Here is a 16,111-nt window from a genome sequence, read left to right as displayed (position 1 = left end):
GCGGGGCCATGGTTTAACCTTGGCGCCAAGCTCCTCCCGCACCGTTCCTTCGCATCACCACCGGCATGAAAACCAGAGTCCAGTTCCGCCTGCGCATCTACAGGGACGACAGCATCGCCTTCGGCCCCGGCAAGGTCGCCGTGCTGGAGGCGGTGGCGGAAACCGGCTCGATCTCTGCCGCAGCGCGCCAGCTGGGCATGTCGTACCGGCGTGCCTGGATGCTGATCGATGAAATGAACAACGCCCTGAGCTCCCCGGCCGTGAACACCGCGGCCGGCGGCTCGCGCGGCGGCGGCACGGCGCTCACCCCGGTGGGCGAGGAAATCGTCAAGCACTACCGCGCCATCGAGAACGCCGCGCGCCTGGCCACGGCGGCGGACGTGCGCGCGCTGACGCGCCTGCTGGCACCCTGAACTGTCCCACGCGCTGTATCCGAAGGGATATCGGCGCCATCCTCCTGCACCTGCCACGGACGCCCCTGCATGGGGGAAAGTCCGTTCGTGCAACAATTGCGTTGTATCTTCATGAATACGACGAACTCCCTCATCGCCTCGGCCGACTGGTTCCCGCTGGTGCTGTCGCTCAAGGTGGCCGCGGTCGCGACCCTGCTGGCGCTCATTGCCGGCGTGGCGCTGGGCTGGGTGTTCGCGCGCCAGCGGTTCCCGGGCCGCATGGTGCTCGAGGCGGTGTTCATGCTGCCGCTGGTGCTGCCGCCCACGGTCATCGGCTATGCCATCCTGGTGGCGGCGGGGCGCCACAGCCCGCTCGGCAGCTGGCTGCGCGAGCATTTCGACTACAGCATCATCTTCAGCTGGCATGGCGCCGTGGTGGCGTCGGCCGTGGTGGCGCTGCCGCTGGTGCTGAAGTCGGCGAGCGCCGCTTTCGCGGGCGTGGACCGCTCGCTCGAAGCCGCCGCCAGCACGCTGCGCCAGTCGCCGCTCTCGGTTTTTCTGCGCGTGACGCTGCCGCTGGCCTGGCCCGGCATCCTGGCCGGCACCCTGCTCGCGTTCGCGCGCGCCATGGGCGAATTCGGCGCCTCGCTGATGGTGGCGGGCTCCATTCCGCAGCAGACCCAGACCCTGTCGATGGCCATCTACGACGCCGTGCAGGCCGGCCATGACGACCTGGCGCTGCTGCTGGTGGTGGTGACCTCGCTGCTGTCGGTCACCGTGCTGGTGCTGTCGAACCGCTTCTTCTCGCTGCGCTGAGCGATCCACCCCCCAACCAGGAAAACCAGGAAACCCGTCCATGCGTGCGTTGCGTCTTCTTCTTCTGCCTCTTGTGCTGGCCATGGTGTTGCCGCTGGGCGCGGCGGCCCAGCAGATCACCGTGTCCGCGGCTGCCAGCCTGACGGACGCGTTCAAGGAACTGGGACCGAAATTCGAGGCCACGAAGCCGGGCGCCACGGTGCGCTTCAATTTCGCGGCCTCGGGCGTGCTGCTGCAGCAGATCGGGCAGGGTGCCCCGGTCGACGTGTTCGCGAGCGCGGACCAGGAGACCATGGGCCGCGCCGTCGAACAGAAGCTCATCGATGCGGCCACGCGCCGCAACTTCGCGAGCAACGCCCTGGTGCTGATCGAGCCGGCCAAGGGCGCGGCCGGCGTCAAGTCGCTGCAGGACCTTTCCGGCGCGGGCGTCCGGAGGATTGCCGTCGGCAAGACAGCCACCGTGCCGGTCGGCCGCTACACGCGGCAGGTGCTGGAAGGGGCGGGACTCTGGAGCGTGCTCGAACCGAAGTTCGTGCAGGCCGACAGCGTGCGCCAGGTGCTCGACTACGTGGCCCGCGGCGAGGTCGAGGCCGGTTTCGTCTACCGCACCGATGCGGCCGTGATGAGCGAGAAGGTCAGGGTCGCCTTTGCGCCCACGGGTTCCTCGCCGGTGACCTACCCGGTCGCGGTGGTCGCCGAAAGCCGGCAGAAAACGCTGGCCGCGGATTTCGTGGCCTTTCTTTCCAGCGACGCCGCGCGTGAAGTCCTGGCGCGCTACGGCTTCGGCAAGCCATGATCGACGTCGACCTGAAGCTCACGGTCACCGACGGCACCCGCCGCTTCGACCTGGCGGCGCGCTTTGCGACCGACGTGCCTTTTGCCGCGCTCTACGGCCCCTCGGGCGCGGGCAAGACGCTCACGCTGCAGGCCATCGCGGGGCTGCTGCATCCGTCGGCGGGCCATGTGCGGCTCGACGGCCGCACGCTCTACGACTCCGCCCGCGGCATCGACGTGCCCGCGCCGGCGCGGCGCATCGGCTATCTGTTCCAGAACTACGCGCTGTTCCCGCACCTGTCGGTGCGCGAGAACGTGGCGTTCGGCCTGACCGCCTGGCACCGGCGCAGGCTGCCGCCGCGCGAGGCCGAGCGGGTGCAGGCATTGCTCGAAGGCTTTGGCCTGGCGGCGCTTGCCGACAGCCGGCCGCAGAAGCTCTCGGGCGGCCAGCAGCAGCGCGTGGCGCTGGCCCGCGCGCTGGCCTGCCAGCCGCAGGTGCTGCTGCTCGACGAGCCCTTTGCCGCGCTCAACCCCATGCTGCGCAGCGAACTGCGCCGCGAACTCGCGCAAGTCAGCCGTCAATGGGGGATTCCCGTGCTGATGATCACGCACGACATCGAGGACGTGCTGGCGCTGGCCGACGTGGCCTTCGTCTACAGCGACGGCCAGGTGGTGCGCGAGATCGACCTGCACAACGCGCAGAGCCGCGATTTCGCGTTGCGCGAGGCGGGCGGCGTGCCGGCCGCCGAGGCTTCGCCGCTGCATCGAAAGCTGCGCGGCCTGCTGCTGCAGGATGCCGGATGCCCCTCAAGCTGAAAGCGGCATGCGGCGGCGCTACGATCGCCGCATGAATCCTTCCATCGATGTTGCCGTCGTGATGCGCCGCGAGCGCGTCGAGAGCCGCTGGCAGTCCTGGCGCTGGATTCTCGAAAGCGTCGGCCCCGACCAGCCCGGCTTCGGCACCGAGCCGCGCCTGCTCGAGGCGAACGAGAGCGCGCAGCGCTGGCTGCACCCCGGCTTCAAGACCGAGCTATTCCGCGACGACGTGGAGGGCTACCACCTGAACGCCACCACGCCCGCGCCCTGCTGGTTCGTGCTGTGGCGCATGGAGGAAGAGCCCACGGTGGCCGACGAGCCGATCGCGCGGCCGGTGGTGGTGAGCCTCAGCTACAACGAGGCCGGCCGCTGGCTCGACGCGCAGGAAACGGTGGAGCAGGTGCCCGCGCCCGAGGAGGTGATCGAGTGGATGCGCGGCTTCGTGCAGGCGCATTACGTGATCGAGCCCAAGCGCCGCAAGCGTCCCGAGAGCTTCCGTCCGCTGGTCGACCGCTTCGGCAACGCGGCCAGCGTGTCGACCGAGAAGAAGCGCGGGCGCGGAGCGGGCGATGTCTGAGAATTTCTTCGACCGCTGGTCGCGCCGCAAGAAGGAAGCGCGCGAAGAGCTCTCGCCTCCTCCCGCCGTGCAAGAGGTGGAAGAGGCGGCCGGTGCGCGCGTCGAAACCCCAACGCCTGTGACCGCAGCTGCGAGCCCCGCGGCCGGCCTTCCCGCCGAAGGGCAAGCGGAAATACCCCCGCCCACGCTCGCCGAAGCGCAAGCGCTCACGCCCGAGTCCGACTTCCGGCCCTTCGTGGCCAGGAACGTCGCGCCCGAGGTGAAAAACACGGCTTTCAGAAAGCTCTTTGCCGATCCGCAGTTCAACGTGATGGACGGCATGGACACCTACGTGGACGACTATTCCCAATCGACGCCGATTCCCGACAGCGTGCTGCGCCAGATGGCCAGCGCCAAGTTCCTCAGGCTGTTCGAGCACGAGGAAGAGGCCGAGGCGCAACAGCAGGAACCCGCTGTCCCCGCGGAAACCCCGCAAGGCGCCGCACCGCCGGACGTGGCACAGTCCCAGCCTCCGGAGGAATTCCTCCCCAGCCAGCAGGTTGCAGATGCGCAGCCCGCAAGCCAGAAGACCGATGACCACAACGCTGATCTGCGACTGCAACCAGACGATGCCGCTCGAGCCGAAGACGCTCGGCGCGGCGCTGGCTGAGCCGCTGCCCCTTCATTCCACGCTGTGCCGCCGCGAGGCGCCGGCTTTCCAGCGCGCCATCCGCTCGGGCGACGACGTGGTGGTGGCCTGCACGCAGGAGCGCCGGCTGTTCACCGAGCTGGCCGAACAGACCGAGGGCGCAACCTCGCCGATCCGCTTCGTGAACATCCGCGAAACCGGCGGCTGGAGCCGCGACGCCAAGAGCGCGAGCCCCAAGATCGCCGCGCTGCTGGCCGTGGCCCACCTGCCCGAGCCCGATCCGGTTGCGACCGTGAGCTACGCGAGCCGGGGCCGGCTCCTGATCGTCGGCGCGCTCGATGCGGCCGAGAAGGCCGCCGCGCTGGTGGCCGATTCGCTGCAGGTCTCCATCTTCTCCACCGGCCCCGGCGCCGCCGGCGGCGCGCAGGAACGCCGCTGGCCCGTGATGGCGGGGCGCATCGCATCGCTCACGGGCTGGCTCGGCGCCTTTTCGCTGCGCTGGACGCGCGACAACCCCATCGACCTCGACCTGTGCACGCGCTGCAATGCGTGCCTGAGCGCCTGCCCCGAGCAGGCGATCGGGCTCGACTACCAGATCGACATGGCGAAGTGCACCTCCCACCGCGATTGCGAAAAAGCCTGCAGCGTGGCCGGCGCCATCCACTTCGGCCGCGCGTCCGAGGCGCTCGATGCCGAGTTCGACCTGGTGCTCGACCTGGGCGCGCGCGCGCTGATCGACTGGCATGCGCCGCCGCAGGGCTATTTCCACCTGGCCGGCGGGCTGGCGCATGCCGAAGGTCTGTCGACCGTGCTGCGCCTGCGCGAGCTGGTGGGTGAATTCGAGAAGCCGAAATTCTTCGACTACAAGCAGAAGCTCTGCGCCCACAGCCGCAACGAAGTGGTGGGCTGCAACGCCTGCGTCGAGGTCTGCTCGGCGCATGCCATCTCGAGCGACAAGGAGCGCCAGCGCATCGTCGTCAATCCGCAGCTCTGCGTGGGCTGCGGCGCCTGCACTACCGTGTGCCCGACCGGTGCGCTGGGCTACACCTACCCGCGCACGCCCGACCAGGGCCGCAAGCTGCGCACGCTGCTCGCCACCTATCTAGGGGCCGGCGGCCGCGACGCCACGGTGCTGCTGCACAGCGAAGAGGGCGGGCAGGCGCTCATCGAACAGCTCGGCCGCGCGGCCCAGCTGGGGCGCGGCAAGCGGGACGGTCTCGCCGGCGTGCCCGCGCACGTGCTGCCGGTGGCGCTCATGCATGTTGCGAGCACCGGCATCGACCTGTGGCTCAGCGCCATCGCCTTCGGCGCCTCGCAGGTGGCGGTGCTCGCCATCGGCGAGGAGGCGCCGCAATACCTCGAAGCGCTGAAGAAGCAGATGGCCGTCGCGCAGGCGCTGCTGACGGGCCTGGGCTACTCCGGCACCCACTTCCACCTGGTCGAGGCCGGCACGCCGGCTGCGCTCGATGCGGCCCTGGCCGGCCTGCGCGCCACGCGCCAGCGCGTGCCCGCCGCTGCCGCGCGCTTTGCCGTGGGCGCCGAGAAGCGCGGCACGCTCGAGATGACGCTCGACCACCTGATGGCACAGGCGCCCGCGTTGTCGGCGCCGCCTGCCGATGCCGCCGCAGCGCTTGAAATCGCACTGCCCGCCGGCTCCCCCTTTGGCGCGGTCACGGTCAACAGGGACAGCTGCACGCTGTGCCTGGCCTGCGTGAGCGCCTGCCCCGCGAGCGCGCTGCAGGACAACCAGAATGCGCCGCAGCTGCGCTTCATCGAGAAGAACTGCGTGCAGTGCGGGCTGTGCGCAACCACCTGCCCCGAGAACGCGATTGCGCTCGTGCCGCGCCTGCTCGCCGCCCCTGAGCGCAAGCAGCCCGTGGTGCTCAACGAGGCCAAGCCCTGGGCCTGCATCCGCTGCGGCAAGCCCTTCGGCACGCAGAAGGCCATCGAGGCGATGCTCGGCAGGCTCGCGGGCCACGCCATGTTCCAGGGCGAGGCGCTCGAGCGGCTCAAGATGTGCAGCGACTGCCGGGTGATCGACCTGTACAGCGCGCAAAACGAAATGAAGATCACGCAGCTATGAGCGAATTTCCTCCCATGACCTCGGCGCTCGACGAGGAGATCGCGCGGGCCGAGGTCTACGGCCTGCTCGCGCGCCTCTGGTATGCGGCGCCCGACGCCGAGCTGCTCGGCGCCTTCGGCGTGGCGCCCACCGAGGCGCCCGCGGCCGGCGCCTTCCTCGAGGAGCCCTGGCGGCAGCTGGTCGGCGCGGCGCGCGGCACCGACGCGGCCGCGGTGCATGCCGAGTACGACGCGCTCTTCGGCGGCATGGGCAAGCCCGAGATCTACCTGTTCGGCTCGCACTACCTGAGCGGCTTTCTCAACGACAAGCCGCTGGCGCAGCTTCGCACCGACCTGGCACGGCTCGGGCTCGCGCGCGGCGAGGCCGTGTCCGAAAGCGAAGACCATGTTGCCTGCCTGTTCGAGGTGATGCGCTACCTTATTGCCGGCGACGACGCGGCGGTGGCCAACCTCGCGCAGCAGCAGGCTTTTTTTGCCACCCACCTGCAGTCGTGGCTGCCGACGCTGTGCGATGCGGTGGCCCAACATCCGAAGGCGCATTTCTATGCGTCGCTGGCCGGCTTCACCCGGGCCTTCGCCGAGGTCGAAGTCCAAGGCTTCGACATGCTCGGTTGATCGTTCAAAGGAAGAGCTTGATGGTCGGGAATAAGGGTCTCGACTAGTATCCAGATGTATGCAAATCGGTTCATATCTGGTTTGTCCCCCAGCCACTCCTGGAGATCACATGCAGGACAGCCAAGCGGCCGGCACCCAGCCGGCCTCGCGTCGAGGTTTCTTTCTAGGTGCCGCCGGCGCCGGTGCCGCGGTTGCCGCGGTTTCGGTGCTTCCGAAGATGGCCGACACCCCCGCGGCGGCGGTCGAAGCCGCTGCGCCCGCGGCGAAGCCCGTGCCTGAAAAAGGCGGCGGCTATTCGCTGAGCGAACACGTCAAGCGCTATTACAAGACCGCTTCGGCCTGAAGCGGAAGATCCAAGATGTTGCTGACCAAGAAAACAGCCCCCGCGAACGGTGTCTCGCGGCAAGGGGAGCGCGAGTCGTCCTCCCCGTTCATCCACAGCCTGCGGCGCGGCCTTTCCGGCGCGCTGCCCACCATGGACCGGCGCGCGTTCCTGCGGCGCTCCGGGCTTGGCGTGGGCGTGGGCCTGGCCGCGGGCCAGCTCACGCTGATGCGCAAGGCCGAGGCGGCCGGCGATGCGCGGCCCGCCGCGGTCGGCGCCGGCAAGGTCGAGATCAAGCGCACCGTGTGCTCCCATTGTTCGGTCGGCTGCGCCTCCGATGCGGTGGTCGAGAACGGCGTCTGGGTGCGCCAGGAGCCGGTGTTCGATTCGCCGATCAACCTTGGTGCGCATTGCGCCAAGGGCGCCGCACTGCGCGAGCACGGCCACGGCGAATACCGGCTGCGCTATCCGATGAAGCTGGTCAACGGCAAGTACGAACGCATCAGCTGGGACACCGCGCTCGACGAGATCACCGCCAAGCTGAAGGAACTGCGCCAGGCCAGCGGGCCCGATTCGGTCTATTGGATCGGTTCGTCCAAGCACAGCAACGAGCAGTCCTATCTGCTGCGCAAGTTCGTGAGCTTCTGGGGCAGCAACAACTGCGACCACCAGGCGCGCATCTGCCACTCGACCACGGTCGCGGGCGTCGCGAACACATGGGGCTACGGCGCCATGACCAATTCGTACAACGACATGCGCGGCGCCAAGGTGGCGATGTACATCGGCTCCAACGCCGCCGAGGCGCATCCGGTCAGCATGCTGCACATGCTCCATGCCAAGGAGCATGGCTGCAAGATGATCGTGGTCGATCCGCGCTTCACGCGCACCGCGGCCAAGGCCGACGAGTACGTGCGCATCCGCTCGGGCTCCGACATCGCCTTCCTGTTCGGCATCCTGCACCACATCTTCAAGAACGGCTGGGAAGACAAGCAGTACATCAACGACCGCGTCTTCGGCATGGACAAGGTGCGCGAGGAAGTGCTGGCCAAGTGGACCCCCGACAAGGTCGAGGAGGCCTGCGGCGTGAAGGAGGCCCAGGTGCTCAAGGTGGCGACCTGGCTCAACGAGAACCGTCCCGGCACCGTCGTGTGGTGCATGGGCCAGACGCAGCACACCATCGGCAACGCGATCGTGCGGGCCTCGTGCATCCTGCAGCTTGCGCTCGGCAACGTGGGCAAGTCGGGCGGCGGCACCAATATCTTCCGCGGCCACGACAACGTACAGGGCGCCACCGACGTGGGCCCGAACCCCGATTCGCTGCCCGGCTACTACGGCATCGTCGAAGGCTCCTGGAAGCACTTCGCCGCCACCTGGGGCGTCGACTACGAATGGATCAAGGGCCGCTTCGCATCGCCCGCGATGATGACGAAGCCCGGCATCACCGTGTCGCGCTGGATCGACGGCGTGCTCGAGAAGAACGAGCTGATCGACCAGGACTCGAACCTGCGCGGCGTGTTCTATTGGGGCCATGCGCCCAACTCGCAGACGCGCGGCCTCGAGATGAAGCGCGCCATGGACAAGCTCGACCTGCTGGTGGTGGTCGACCCCTATCCCTCGGCCACCGCGGCCATGGCGGCGATGCCCGGCAACCCCGACGACCTCAACAAGAACCGCGCCGTCTACCTGCTGCCCGCATGCACGCAGTTCGAGACCAGCGGCTCGGTCACCGCATCGAACCGTTCGATCCAGTGGCGCGAGAAGGTGATCGAGCCGCTGTGGGAAAGCCGCAGCGACCACATGATCATGCAGCAGTTCGCCGACCGCCTGGGCTTCGGCAAGGAACTGAGCAAGAACTTCAAGATGCAGAAGGTCAAGGGCATGGACGAGCCCGTGCCCGACGACATCCTGCGCGAGATCAACAAGACCTGCTGGGCCGTGGGCTACACCGGCCAGAGCCCGGAGCGGCTGCAGGCCCACATGCGCAACATGGGCGCCTTCGACGTGCGCACGCTCAAGGTGAAGGCCGGCGTGAAGGACAAGGTCAACGGCTACGACCTCACGGGCGACTACTTCGGCCTGCCGTGGCCCTGCTACGGCACGCCCGAGCTCAAGCACCCGGGCTCGCCCAACCTCTACGACACCTCCAAGCACGTGATGGAAGGCGGCGGCAATTTCCGCGCGAACTTCGGCGTGGAGCGCGACGGCAAGAACCTGCTGGCCGAGGACGGCTCGCACTCGCTGGGCGCCGACATCACCACCGGCTACCCCGAACTCGACCACGTGCTGCTCAAGAAGCTGGGCTGGTGGGACGAGCTCACCGAGGCCGAGAAGCCGAAGGCCGAAGGCAAGAACTGGAAGACCGACAGCTCGGGCGGCATGATCCGCGTGTTCATGAAGAACCACGGCTGCCATCCCTTCGGCAATGCGAAGGCGCGCGCGCTGGTCTGGAACTTTCCCGACGCGATTCCGCAACACCGCGAGCCGCTCTACGGCAACCGGCCCGACCTGATGGCCAAGTACCCGACGCACGACGACAAGATGGCCTTCTGGCGCCTGCCCACGCTCTACAAGAGCGTGCAGCAGAAGAACATCGCCGACAAGGTGGCCGAGAAGTTCCCGTACGTGATGACCTCGGGCCGCCTCGTCGAATACGAGGGCGGCGGCGAGGAAACCCGCTCGAACCCCTGGCTCGCCGAGCTGCAGCAGGAGATGTTCATCGAGATCAATCCCAAGGTCGCGGCCGAGAAGGGCATCCGCAACGGCGAGCGCGCCTGGGTGCACACGCCCACCGGCGCCAAGCTCAACGTGCAGGCCCTGGTGACCGAGCGCGTGGGGCCCGACACGGTCTTCATGCCGTTCCACTTCTCGGGCCATTGGCAGGGCGCCGACATGCTCGGCTACTACCCCGCAGGTGCCGCCCCCGTGGTGCGCGGCGAGGCCATCAATACCGGCACGACCTACGGTTACGACAGTGTGACCATGATGCAGGAAACCAAGACCACGGTCTGCAACGTGGAAAAGGCATAAGGTAAAGCAATGGCACGAATGAAATTTGTCTGTGACGCCGAGCGTTGCATCGAGTGCAACGGCTGCGTCACGGCCTGCAAGAACGAGAACGAGGTGCCCTGGGGCGTGAACCGCCGCCGCGTGGTCACGCTCAACGACGGGGTGCCGGGCGAGAAGTCGATCTCGGTGGCCTGCATGCACTGCTCCGACGCGCCCTGCATGGCCGTGTGTCCGGTGCAGTGCTTCTACCGCACCGAAGAAGGCGTGGTGCTGCACGACAAGGACGTGTGCATCGGCTGCGGCTACTGTTCGTACGCCTGCCCGTTCGGCGCGCCGCAGTTCCCGTCGCAAGGCACCTTCGGCGTGCGCGGCAAGATGGACAAGTGCACCTTCTGCGCCGGCGGCCCCGAGGCCAACGGCTCCGAAGCCGAGTTCGAGAAGTACGGCCGCAACCGGCTCGCCGAAGGCAAGCTTCCGGCCTGCGCCGAGATGTGCTCGACCAAGGCGCTTCTGGCCGGCGATGGCGACGTGGTGGCCGACATCTTCCGCACCCGCGTGGTCCAGCGCGGCAAGGGCGCCGAAGTCTGGGGCTGGGGCACCGCCTACGGCTCGCAGCAGGCCGGTACCCCGCCGGCCGGCGGAGTGCGCAAATGAGGCGGCCGGGCCTCGTCTTCGCGGGCGCTGCGCTGGCCGCAAGCTGCCTCGCGGCCTGCGGCGAGAAGCCGCAGACCAACGCACAGGGCGTCAAGCACGACGCCGTGCCCTGGAGCGGCACGGGTACCCAGGAGAACGTCGGCACGGTGTTCACCGCACCCGGCTGGAAGGTCGGCGACAAGACCGCCTGGCAGCAGCAGCTCAAGACCCGCGCGCAGAACGGGCAGAACGAATACAACAAAGAGAACTGAACGGAGAGCCCATGAAGCAAGCGCTGACCGCTCTCGTTCTTCTTGCCGCGCTGGGTACGGCCTTCGCGCAGGCGCAGCCGCCGGCCGCCCCTGGAACGACGTCCGCACCCGCGGCACCTGCCGCCGCCGCCGCGCCGGAACCCGCCGCGGGCGGCATCCGCGGCCAGAACATCTTCGAGGTCAAGCCCGAAGCCAGCGCCGACCCCAACTACGCGAACCAGACCAATGGCGAGCGCATGAAGGTGCAGCCCGGCAACAACGCGCCGATGTGGCGCCAGGTGGGGCAGGGCGTGACCGGCTACAGCAGCCTGCCGAAAAGCCAGGCGCCCGAGGCCGGCAACCTGATCCAGCCTTTCGTGCAGTACCCGGGTTCGCGCCTCACCAATGCCGGCGAAGCCTGGCGCCAGGTGCGCAACGACTGGATCATTCCCTACGGTGCGGCGCTGCTGTTCGTCGTGCTGCTGGCACTGGCCATCTTCTATTTCACGCGCGGCCCCATTCGACTGCACGGCCAGGAGACCGGCCGCAAGATCGAGCGCTTCACCCCGTTCGAACGCGCCACGCACTGGTCGAACGCCATCGCGTTCGTCACGCTCGCGCTCTCCGGCATCGTGATGGCCTTCGGCAAGTTCTTCCTGATGCCGTGGATGGGGGCCACGCTCTTCGGCTGGATTGCCTACGCGCTCAAGAACGTCCATAACTTCGTCGGGCCGCTGTTCGTGGTGACGACGGTGTTCATGGTCTTCACCTTCATCCGCGACAACCTGCCGCGTGCCAGCGACCTCCAATGGCTCGCGCGCTTCGGCGGCCTGTTCGGCGGCAAGGAAGTGCCGTCGCACCGCTTCAACGCGGGCGAGAAGCTGGTCTTCTGGGGCGGCGTGCTGTTCCTCGGCCTCTTCGTCATCGGCTCGGGGCTTTTCCTGGACAAGTTGCTGCCGGGCTTCGTCTACACGCGCGGCGAGATGCAGGTGGCGCACATGGTCCACGGCATCGCAACCCTGTTGATGATCGCGATGATCATGGGCCACATCTACATCGGCACGCTCGGCATGACAGGCGCCTACAAGGCCATGCGCACCGGCTATGTCGACGAGACCTGGGCCAGGGAACACCACGAACTCTGGTACGACGACATCGCCGCGGGCAAGATCCCGGCGCAGCGCACGCCGCCGGCCGGCTCGGCCACGGCACCGGCCGCGCGGCCCGTGAGACCCGCCGAAGGAACACCCTCATGAAGCTGCCGTTGAATCTCTCTTGCGCATCGCTGCTGGTGCTCGCGCTGGCCGCGCCCGTTGCATGGGCCAAGCTGCCGCCGCCGCCCGCCACCCCCGAAGCCAAGGCCAAGGCCGCCGAAGCCGCGGCCAAGACCGCCTGGAGCGGCAAGGTCGATGCCTTCAAGCTCTGCCAGGCGCAGGACCGCGTCGCGGCCAAGTACCGCGCCAGCGCCGCCGCGGCCGGCAAGCCGGTGCCCGCGGCGCCTGCCACGCCGCCCTGCGCCGACCCCGGCCCCTTCGCCTTCACGCCGCCGGCGGAAGCCAAGCCCATCGAGGCTTCGGGCGCGCATTCGCCGGCCACCACGGCTGCATCGCCGCCCAGCACCGTGCAGCCTGCCGCCACCACCAATCCCACGCCGAAGGCGCAGTGACGACGTCGCTGCCGTTGCCGCTCCCGCGTCTCACCCAGGCCCGCGCCGCGCTGACGCGCGAGGTCGAGGTCGTCGACGAGCATGGCGCGCGCGGCACCGTCTCCATTCCCGCCGAGCGCGACCTCACGGTGTACGTGGACCGGCGCGAACTCGTCACGCTGATGACGCTCGGTGCCCAGCCCGAACTGCTGGTGCTGGGCTATCTGCTGAACCAGCGCCTGATCGAAGCGGCCAGTGACGTCGAGTCGGTCACGGTCGACTGGGAGGTCGGCGCCGCCGCCGTCAGGACGCACGCGGGCATCGACCGCATCGAGGAGCGCACCGCCAAGAAGGTGGTGACCACCGGCTGCGGCCAGGGCAGCGTGTTCGGCGACCTGATGGCCGACATCGACAAGCTCCAGCTGCCGCCCACGCGCATGACGCAGGCACAGCTCTATGCGCTGGTCAATGCGATCCGGCTCCAGGAGAGCACCTACAAGTCGGCCGGGTCGGTGCACGGCTGCGCGCTGTTCACGCTCGAGCCCGGCGGCACCGAGGCCACGATGCACTGCTTCGTGGAAGACGTGGGCCGCCACAACGCCATCGACACCATCGCGGGCTGGTGCGCCATGCAGCCGCCGGGCGCGCTGGCCGGCGACCGCGTCTTCTACACCACCGGCCGGCTCACGAGCGAGATGGTGATCAAGTCGGCGCAGATGGGCGTGCCCATCGTGGTCTCGCGCAGCGGCATCACGCAGATGGGCCATGAGGTGGCGACGCGCGTGGGCCTGTGCGCCATCGGCCGCGCGACCAACCGGCACTTCGTCTGCTACGCGGGCGTCGACCGGCTGGTGCTGCAGCCGGAACTCGCGCGCCGCAGTCCGGCCTAAGGCCTTCACCCTACTCGCGGTAAGCCCCTGAAAGGCCCCGGCCGCACGCACGTCGGCTATCGTCTCGCCCATGAATGCCTCCTTCCGCCTTGGCTGGCGCACCTTGTGGCGCGACCTGCGCGCCGGCGAACTGCGCCTCTTGATCGTTGCCGTCGTGCTGGCCGTGGCCGCGCTCACGGCGGTCGGCTTCTTTGCCGACCGGCTGAAGGGGGGCCTGCAGCGCGATGCGCGGCAGCTGCTCGGCGGCGACGCGGTGGTCGTGAGCGACAACCCCACGCCTGCGACCTTCATCGCGCAGGCCCGCGCATTCGGGCTCGAGGGCTCCGGCACCTACGGCTTCCCGACCATGGCGCGAGCCGACGACGCCCAGGGCGGTGCGAGCAAGCTGGTGGCCCTGAAGGCCGTGACCGCGGGCTATCCGCTGCGCGGCAACCTGCAGACCGCAAGCGCCCCCGATGCGCCCGGCAGCATCACGCGCGACATTCCACCGGCGGGCGAGGTCTGGGTCGATGCCTCGCTGCTCGATTCGCTCGCGCTCAAGGTGGGGGACGTGCTTCTTCTTGGCGACAGTAGTTTACGCATCGGCCGCGTGATTACCCTGGAGCCGGATCGGGGAGCGGGGTTCATGAGTTTCTCTCCGCGCGTGATGATCAACCAGGCCGACGTGCCGCGCACCGGCCTCGTGCAGCCCGCGAGCCGTGTCGGCTACCGCTATGCCGTGGCCGGCGAGAACGCGGCCGTCAAGCGCTTTTCCGACTGGGCCGAGGCCACCATCAAGAAGGGCGAGCTGCGCGGCGTGCGGCTCGACTCCTTCGAAGGCGGCCGCCCCGAGATGCGCCAGACGCTGGACCGCGCCGAGAAATTCCTGAGCCTGGTCGCGCTGCTCGCGGCGCTGCTGTCGGCCGTGGCGGTGGCGCTGGCCGCGCGCGGCTTCGCGGCCAGCCACCTGGACGACTGCGCCATGCTGCGCGTGCTCGGCCAGAGCCAGCGCACCATCGCGCTGGCCTATTCGTTCGAGTTTGCCGTCGTCGGCATCGTGGCCAGCAGCCTCGGCGTGGCGATCGGCTTTGGCGTGCACTACGTGTTCGTGGTGCTGCTCGCGGGGCTGGTGGAAGCGGCGCTGCCCGCGGCCACCTTGTGGCCCGTGGCCTTCGGCCTGGGCATGGGGCTCACGCTGCTGTTCGCCTTTGGCCTGCCGCCGGTGCTGCAGCTGGCCAGGGTGCCGCCGCTGCGCGTGATCCGGCGCGACGTCGGCGGGCTCAAGCCCGCGTCGCTCGCGGTGCTGGGCATTGGCGTGGCCGGCTTTGCGGCCCTGCTGATCGCGGCCAGCAGCGACCTGAAGCTGGGCCTGATCGCCGTCGGCGGCTTCGCGGGCGCGGTGGCCGTGTTCGCACTGCTGAGCTGGCTCGCGGTGAAGGTGCTGCGCCGCAGCGTCAATGAGACCACCGCGCCGCGCTGGCTGGTGCTGGCCACGCGCCAGATATCCGCGCGGCCGGCCTACGCGGTGGTCCAGGTCAGCGCGCTGGCCGTGGGCCTGCTCGCGCTGGTGCTGCTGGTGCTGCTGCGCACCGACCTGGTCGCGAGCTGGCGCAAGGCCACGCCGCCCGATGCGCCGAACCGCTTCGTGATCAACGTCATGCCCGACCAGAGCACGGCGTTCCAGAAGTCGCTGCGCGATGCCGGCGTGAAGAAGTTCGACTGGTATCCGATGATCCGCGGCCGCCTGGTGGCCGTCAACGACAAGCCGGTGTCGCCCGACGACTACCTGGAAGACCGCGCCAAGCGCCTGGTCGACCGCGAGTTCAACCTCAGCAACAGCGTGGAGGCGCCGCCGCACAACAGCATCGTGGCCGGCGCATGGAAGCCCGATGCGCCCGGCGAAGTGAGCGTCGAGGAAGGCCTGGCCGAGACGCTCGGCCTCAAGCTCGGCGACGTGCTGCGCTTCGACATCGGCGGCATGCAGAACGATGCGCGCATCACCTCGCTGCGCAAGGTCGACTGGGGCTCGATGCATGCGAACTTCTTCGTGATGTACACCGTGGCCGCGCTGCCCGACGTGCCGGTGACCTACATGGGCGCCTTCCGCGCGCCCGAGACCCGCGGCTTCGACAACGCGCTGGTGCGCAGCTACCCCAACGTGACCAACGTCGACATGAGCGCCACCATCAACCAGGTGCAGCGCGTGCTCGACCAGGTGATCCGCGCGGTCGAGTTCCTGTTCGGCTTCACGCTCGCGGCGGGGCTGGTGGTGCTGTTCGCCGCGGTCACGGCCACGCGCGAGGAGCGCGCGCGCGAGTTCGCCGTGATGCGCGCGGTGGGCGCGCGGGCCAGCCTGCTGCGCCAGGTGCAGCGCGCCGAGCTGGCGGGCGTGGGCCTGTTGGCGGGCTTCCTCGCGAGCATCGTGGCCTCGGCCATCGGCTGGGGCCTGGCGCGCTATGTGTTCGACTTCACCTGGACGGCGTCGCCCATCGTGCCGATCGCCGGTGCGCTCGCGGGCGCGGTGCTGGCGCTGGCGGCGGGCTGGTGGGGCCTGCGCGATGTGCTGCGCAGGCCGGTGGTCGACACGCTGCGGCGCGCGGCGGAATAGATTTTTCTTTCCGCGAGGGGCGGGCAGGGCCGGGGAATGCAATACATTCCCCGGCCCTGCATTCATCATACGAAGAG

General features: G+C 68.9%; 16 protein-coding genes. All 16 read left to right on the top strand.

The features are described 5' to 3' along the window. The first annotated feature begins 65 nt into the window (after positions 1-65). The 16 genes from ACAM54_RS20035 to ACAM54_RS19960 all read left to right on the top strand — a co-directional run bounded on the left by ACAM54_RS20035 (position 66) and on the right by ACAM54_RS19960 (position 16,034). Positions 66-413 (top strand): winged helix-turn-helix domain-containing protein, encoded by a 348-nt coding sequence (locus ACAM54_RS20035; RefSeq protein WP_018906443.1) that lies wholly within the window; start codon positions 66-68, stop codon positions 411-413. Between the two features lie 111 nt (positions 414-524). Further along, on the top strand, positions 525-1,208 hold the full coding sequence (modB, locus tag ACAM54_RS20030; protein ID WP_369648736.1) for a molybdate ABC transporter permease subunit: 684 nt from the start codon (positions 525-527) through the stop codon (positions 1,206-1,208). A gap of 40 nt (positions 1,209-1,248) precedes the next feature. Continuing rightward, positions 1,249-2,004 (top strand): molybdate ABC transporter substrate-binding protein, encoded by a 756-nt coding sequence (modA, locus tag ACAM54_RS20025; protein WP_369648735.1) that lies wholly within the window; start codon positions 1,249-1,251, stop codon positions 2,002-2,004. Then, positions 2,001-2,798, top strand: a complete 798-nt coding sequence (locus tag ACAM54_RS20020) for an ABC transporter ATP-binding protein (RefSeq protein ID WP_145745624.1) — start codon at positions 2,001-2,003, stop codon at positions 2,796-2,798. Before modA ends, ACAM54_RS20020 begins: the two co-directional genes overlap by 4 nt. A 7-nt stretch (positions 2,799-2,805) precedes the next feature. Further along, positions 2,806-3,375 carry a DUF3305 domain-containing protein gene (locus ACAM54_RS20015; protein WP_062365734.1) on the top strand — a complete coding sequence of 190 codons (570 nt, stop codon included), beginning with the start codon at positions 2,806-2,808 and terminating at the stop codon, positions 3,373-3,375. Further along, a complete protein-coding gene (locus ACAM54_RS20010) occupies positions 3,368-4,024 on the top strand; it encodes a DUF3306 domain-containing protein (RefSeq protein ID WP_369648734.1) in 657 nt (218 codons plus the stop codon). Before ACAM54_RS20015 ends, ACAM54_RS20010 begins: the two co-directional genes overlap by 8 nt. Further along, positions 3,948-6,086, top strand: a complete 2,139-nt coding sequence (locus ACAM54_RS20005) for a 4Fe-4S dicluster domain-containing protein (RefSeq protein WP_369648733.1) — start codon at positions 3,948-3,950, stop codon at positions 6,084-6,086. The genes ACAM54_RS20010 and ACAM54_RS20005 overlap by 77 nt, the downstream gene beginning before the upstream one ends. Beyond that, positions 6,083-6,700: a molecular chaperone gene (locus ACAM54_RS20000; protein ID WP_145745620.1), complete on the top strand. Its 618-nt coding sequence runs from the start codon at positions 6,083-6,085 to the stop codon at positions 6,698-6,700. Before ACAM54_RS20005 ends, ACAM54_RS20000 begins: the two co-directional genes overlap by 4 nt. A 109-nt stretch (positions 6,701-6,809) precedes the next feature. After that, positions 6,810-7,043, top strand: a complete 234-nt coding sequence (locus ACAM54_RS19995) for a formate dehydrogenase (protein WP_369648732.1) — start codon at positions 6,810-6,812, stop codon at positions 7,041-7,043. Between the two features lie 15 nt (positions 7,044-7,058). Then, positions 7,059-10,049, top strand: coding sequence for a formate dehydrogenase subunit alpha (locus ACAM54_RS19990; protein WP_369648731.1), 2,991 nt, complete (start codon positions 7,059-7,061; stop codon positions 10,047-10,049). Between the two features lie 9 nt (positions 10,050-10,058). After that, a complete protein-coding gene (gene fdh3B, locus ACAM54_RS19985; protein ID WP_015866837.1) occupies positions 10,059-10,682 on the top strand; it encodes a formate dehydrogenase FDH3 subunit beta in 624 nt (207 codons plus the stop codon). Further along, the gene (locus ACAM54_RS19980) at positions 10,679-10,933 is read left to right on the top strand and encodes a hypothetical protein (protein WP_369648730.1); all 255 of its coding nucleotides are present in this window, start codon (positions 10,679-10,681) and stop codon (positions 10,931-10,933) included. The genes fdh3B and ACAM54_RS19980 overlap by 4 nt, the downstream gene beginning before the upstream one ends. An 11-nt stretch (positions 10,934-10,944) precedes the next feature. Beyond that, positions 10,945-12,168: a formate dehydrogenase subunit gamma gene (locus tag ACAM54_RS19975; RefSeq protein ID WP_369648729.1), complete on the top strand. Its 1,224-nt coding sequence runs from the start codon at positions 10,945-10,947 to the stop codon at positions 12,166-12,168. Further along, positions 12,165-12,578 carry a hypothetical protein gene (locus ACAM54_RS19970; protein ID WP_369648728.1) on the top strand — a complete coding sequence of 138 codons (414 nt, stop codon included), beginning with the start codon at positions 12,165-12,167 and terminating at the stop codon, positions 12,576-12,578. Before ACAM54_RS19975 ends, ACAM54_RS19970 begins: the two co-directional genes overlap by 4 nt. Continuing rightward, positions 12,575-13,447, top strand: a complete 873-nt coding sequence (locus ACAM54_RS19965; RefSeq protein WP_369648727.1) for a formate dehydrogenase accessory sulfurtransferase FdhD — start codon at positions 12,575-12,577, stop codon at positions 13,445-13,447. Before ACAM54_RS19970 ends, ACAM54_RS19965 begins: the two co-directional genes overlap by 4 nt. Positions 13,448-13,517: 70 nt before the next feature. Beyond that, complete coding sequence (locus ACAM54_RS19960) at positions 13,518-16,034, top strand: ABC transporter permease (protein ID WP_369648726.1); 2,517 nt, start codon at positions 13,518-13,520, stop codon at positions 16,032-16,034. Positions 16,035-16,111 lie beyond the last annotated feature (77 nt).

This window comes from Variovorax sp. V93 (assembly GCF_041154485.1).
In the GTDB taxonomy this organism is placed as follows: domain Bacteria; phylum Pseudomonadota; class Gammaproteobacteria; order Burkholderiales; family Burkholderiaceae_C; genus Variovorax; species Variovorax beijingensis_A.
Note: the sequence above shows the minus strand (reverse complement) of the source record. Positions and strands in the feature narration are given on the sequence as shown.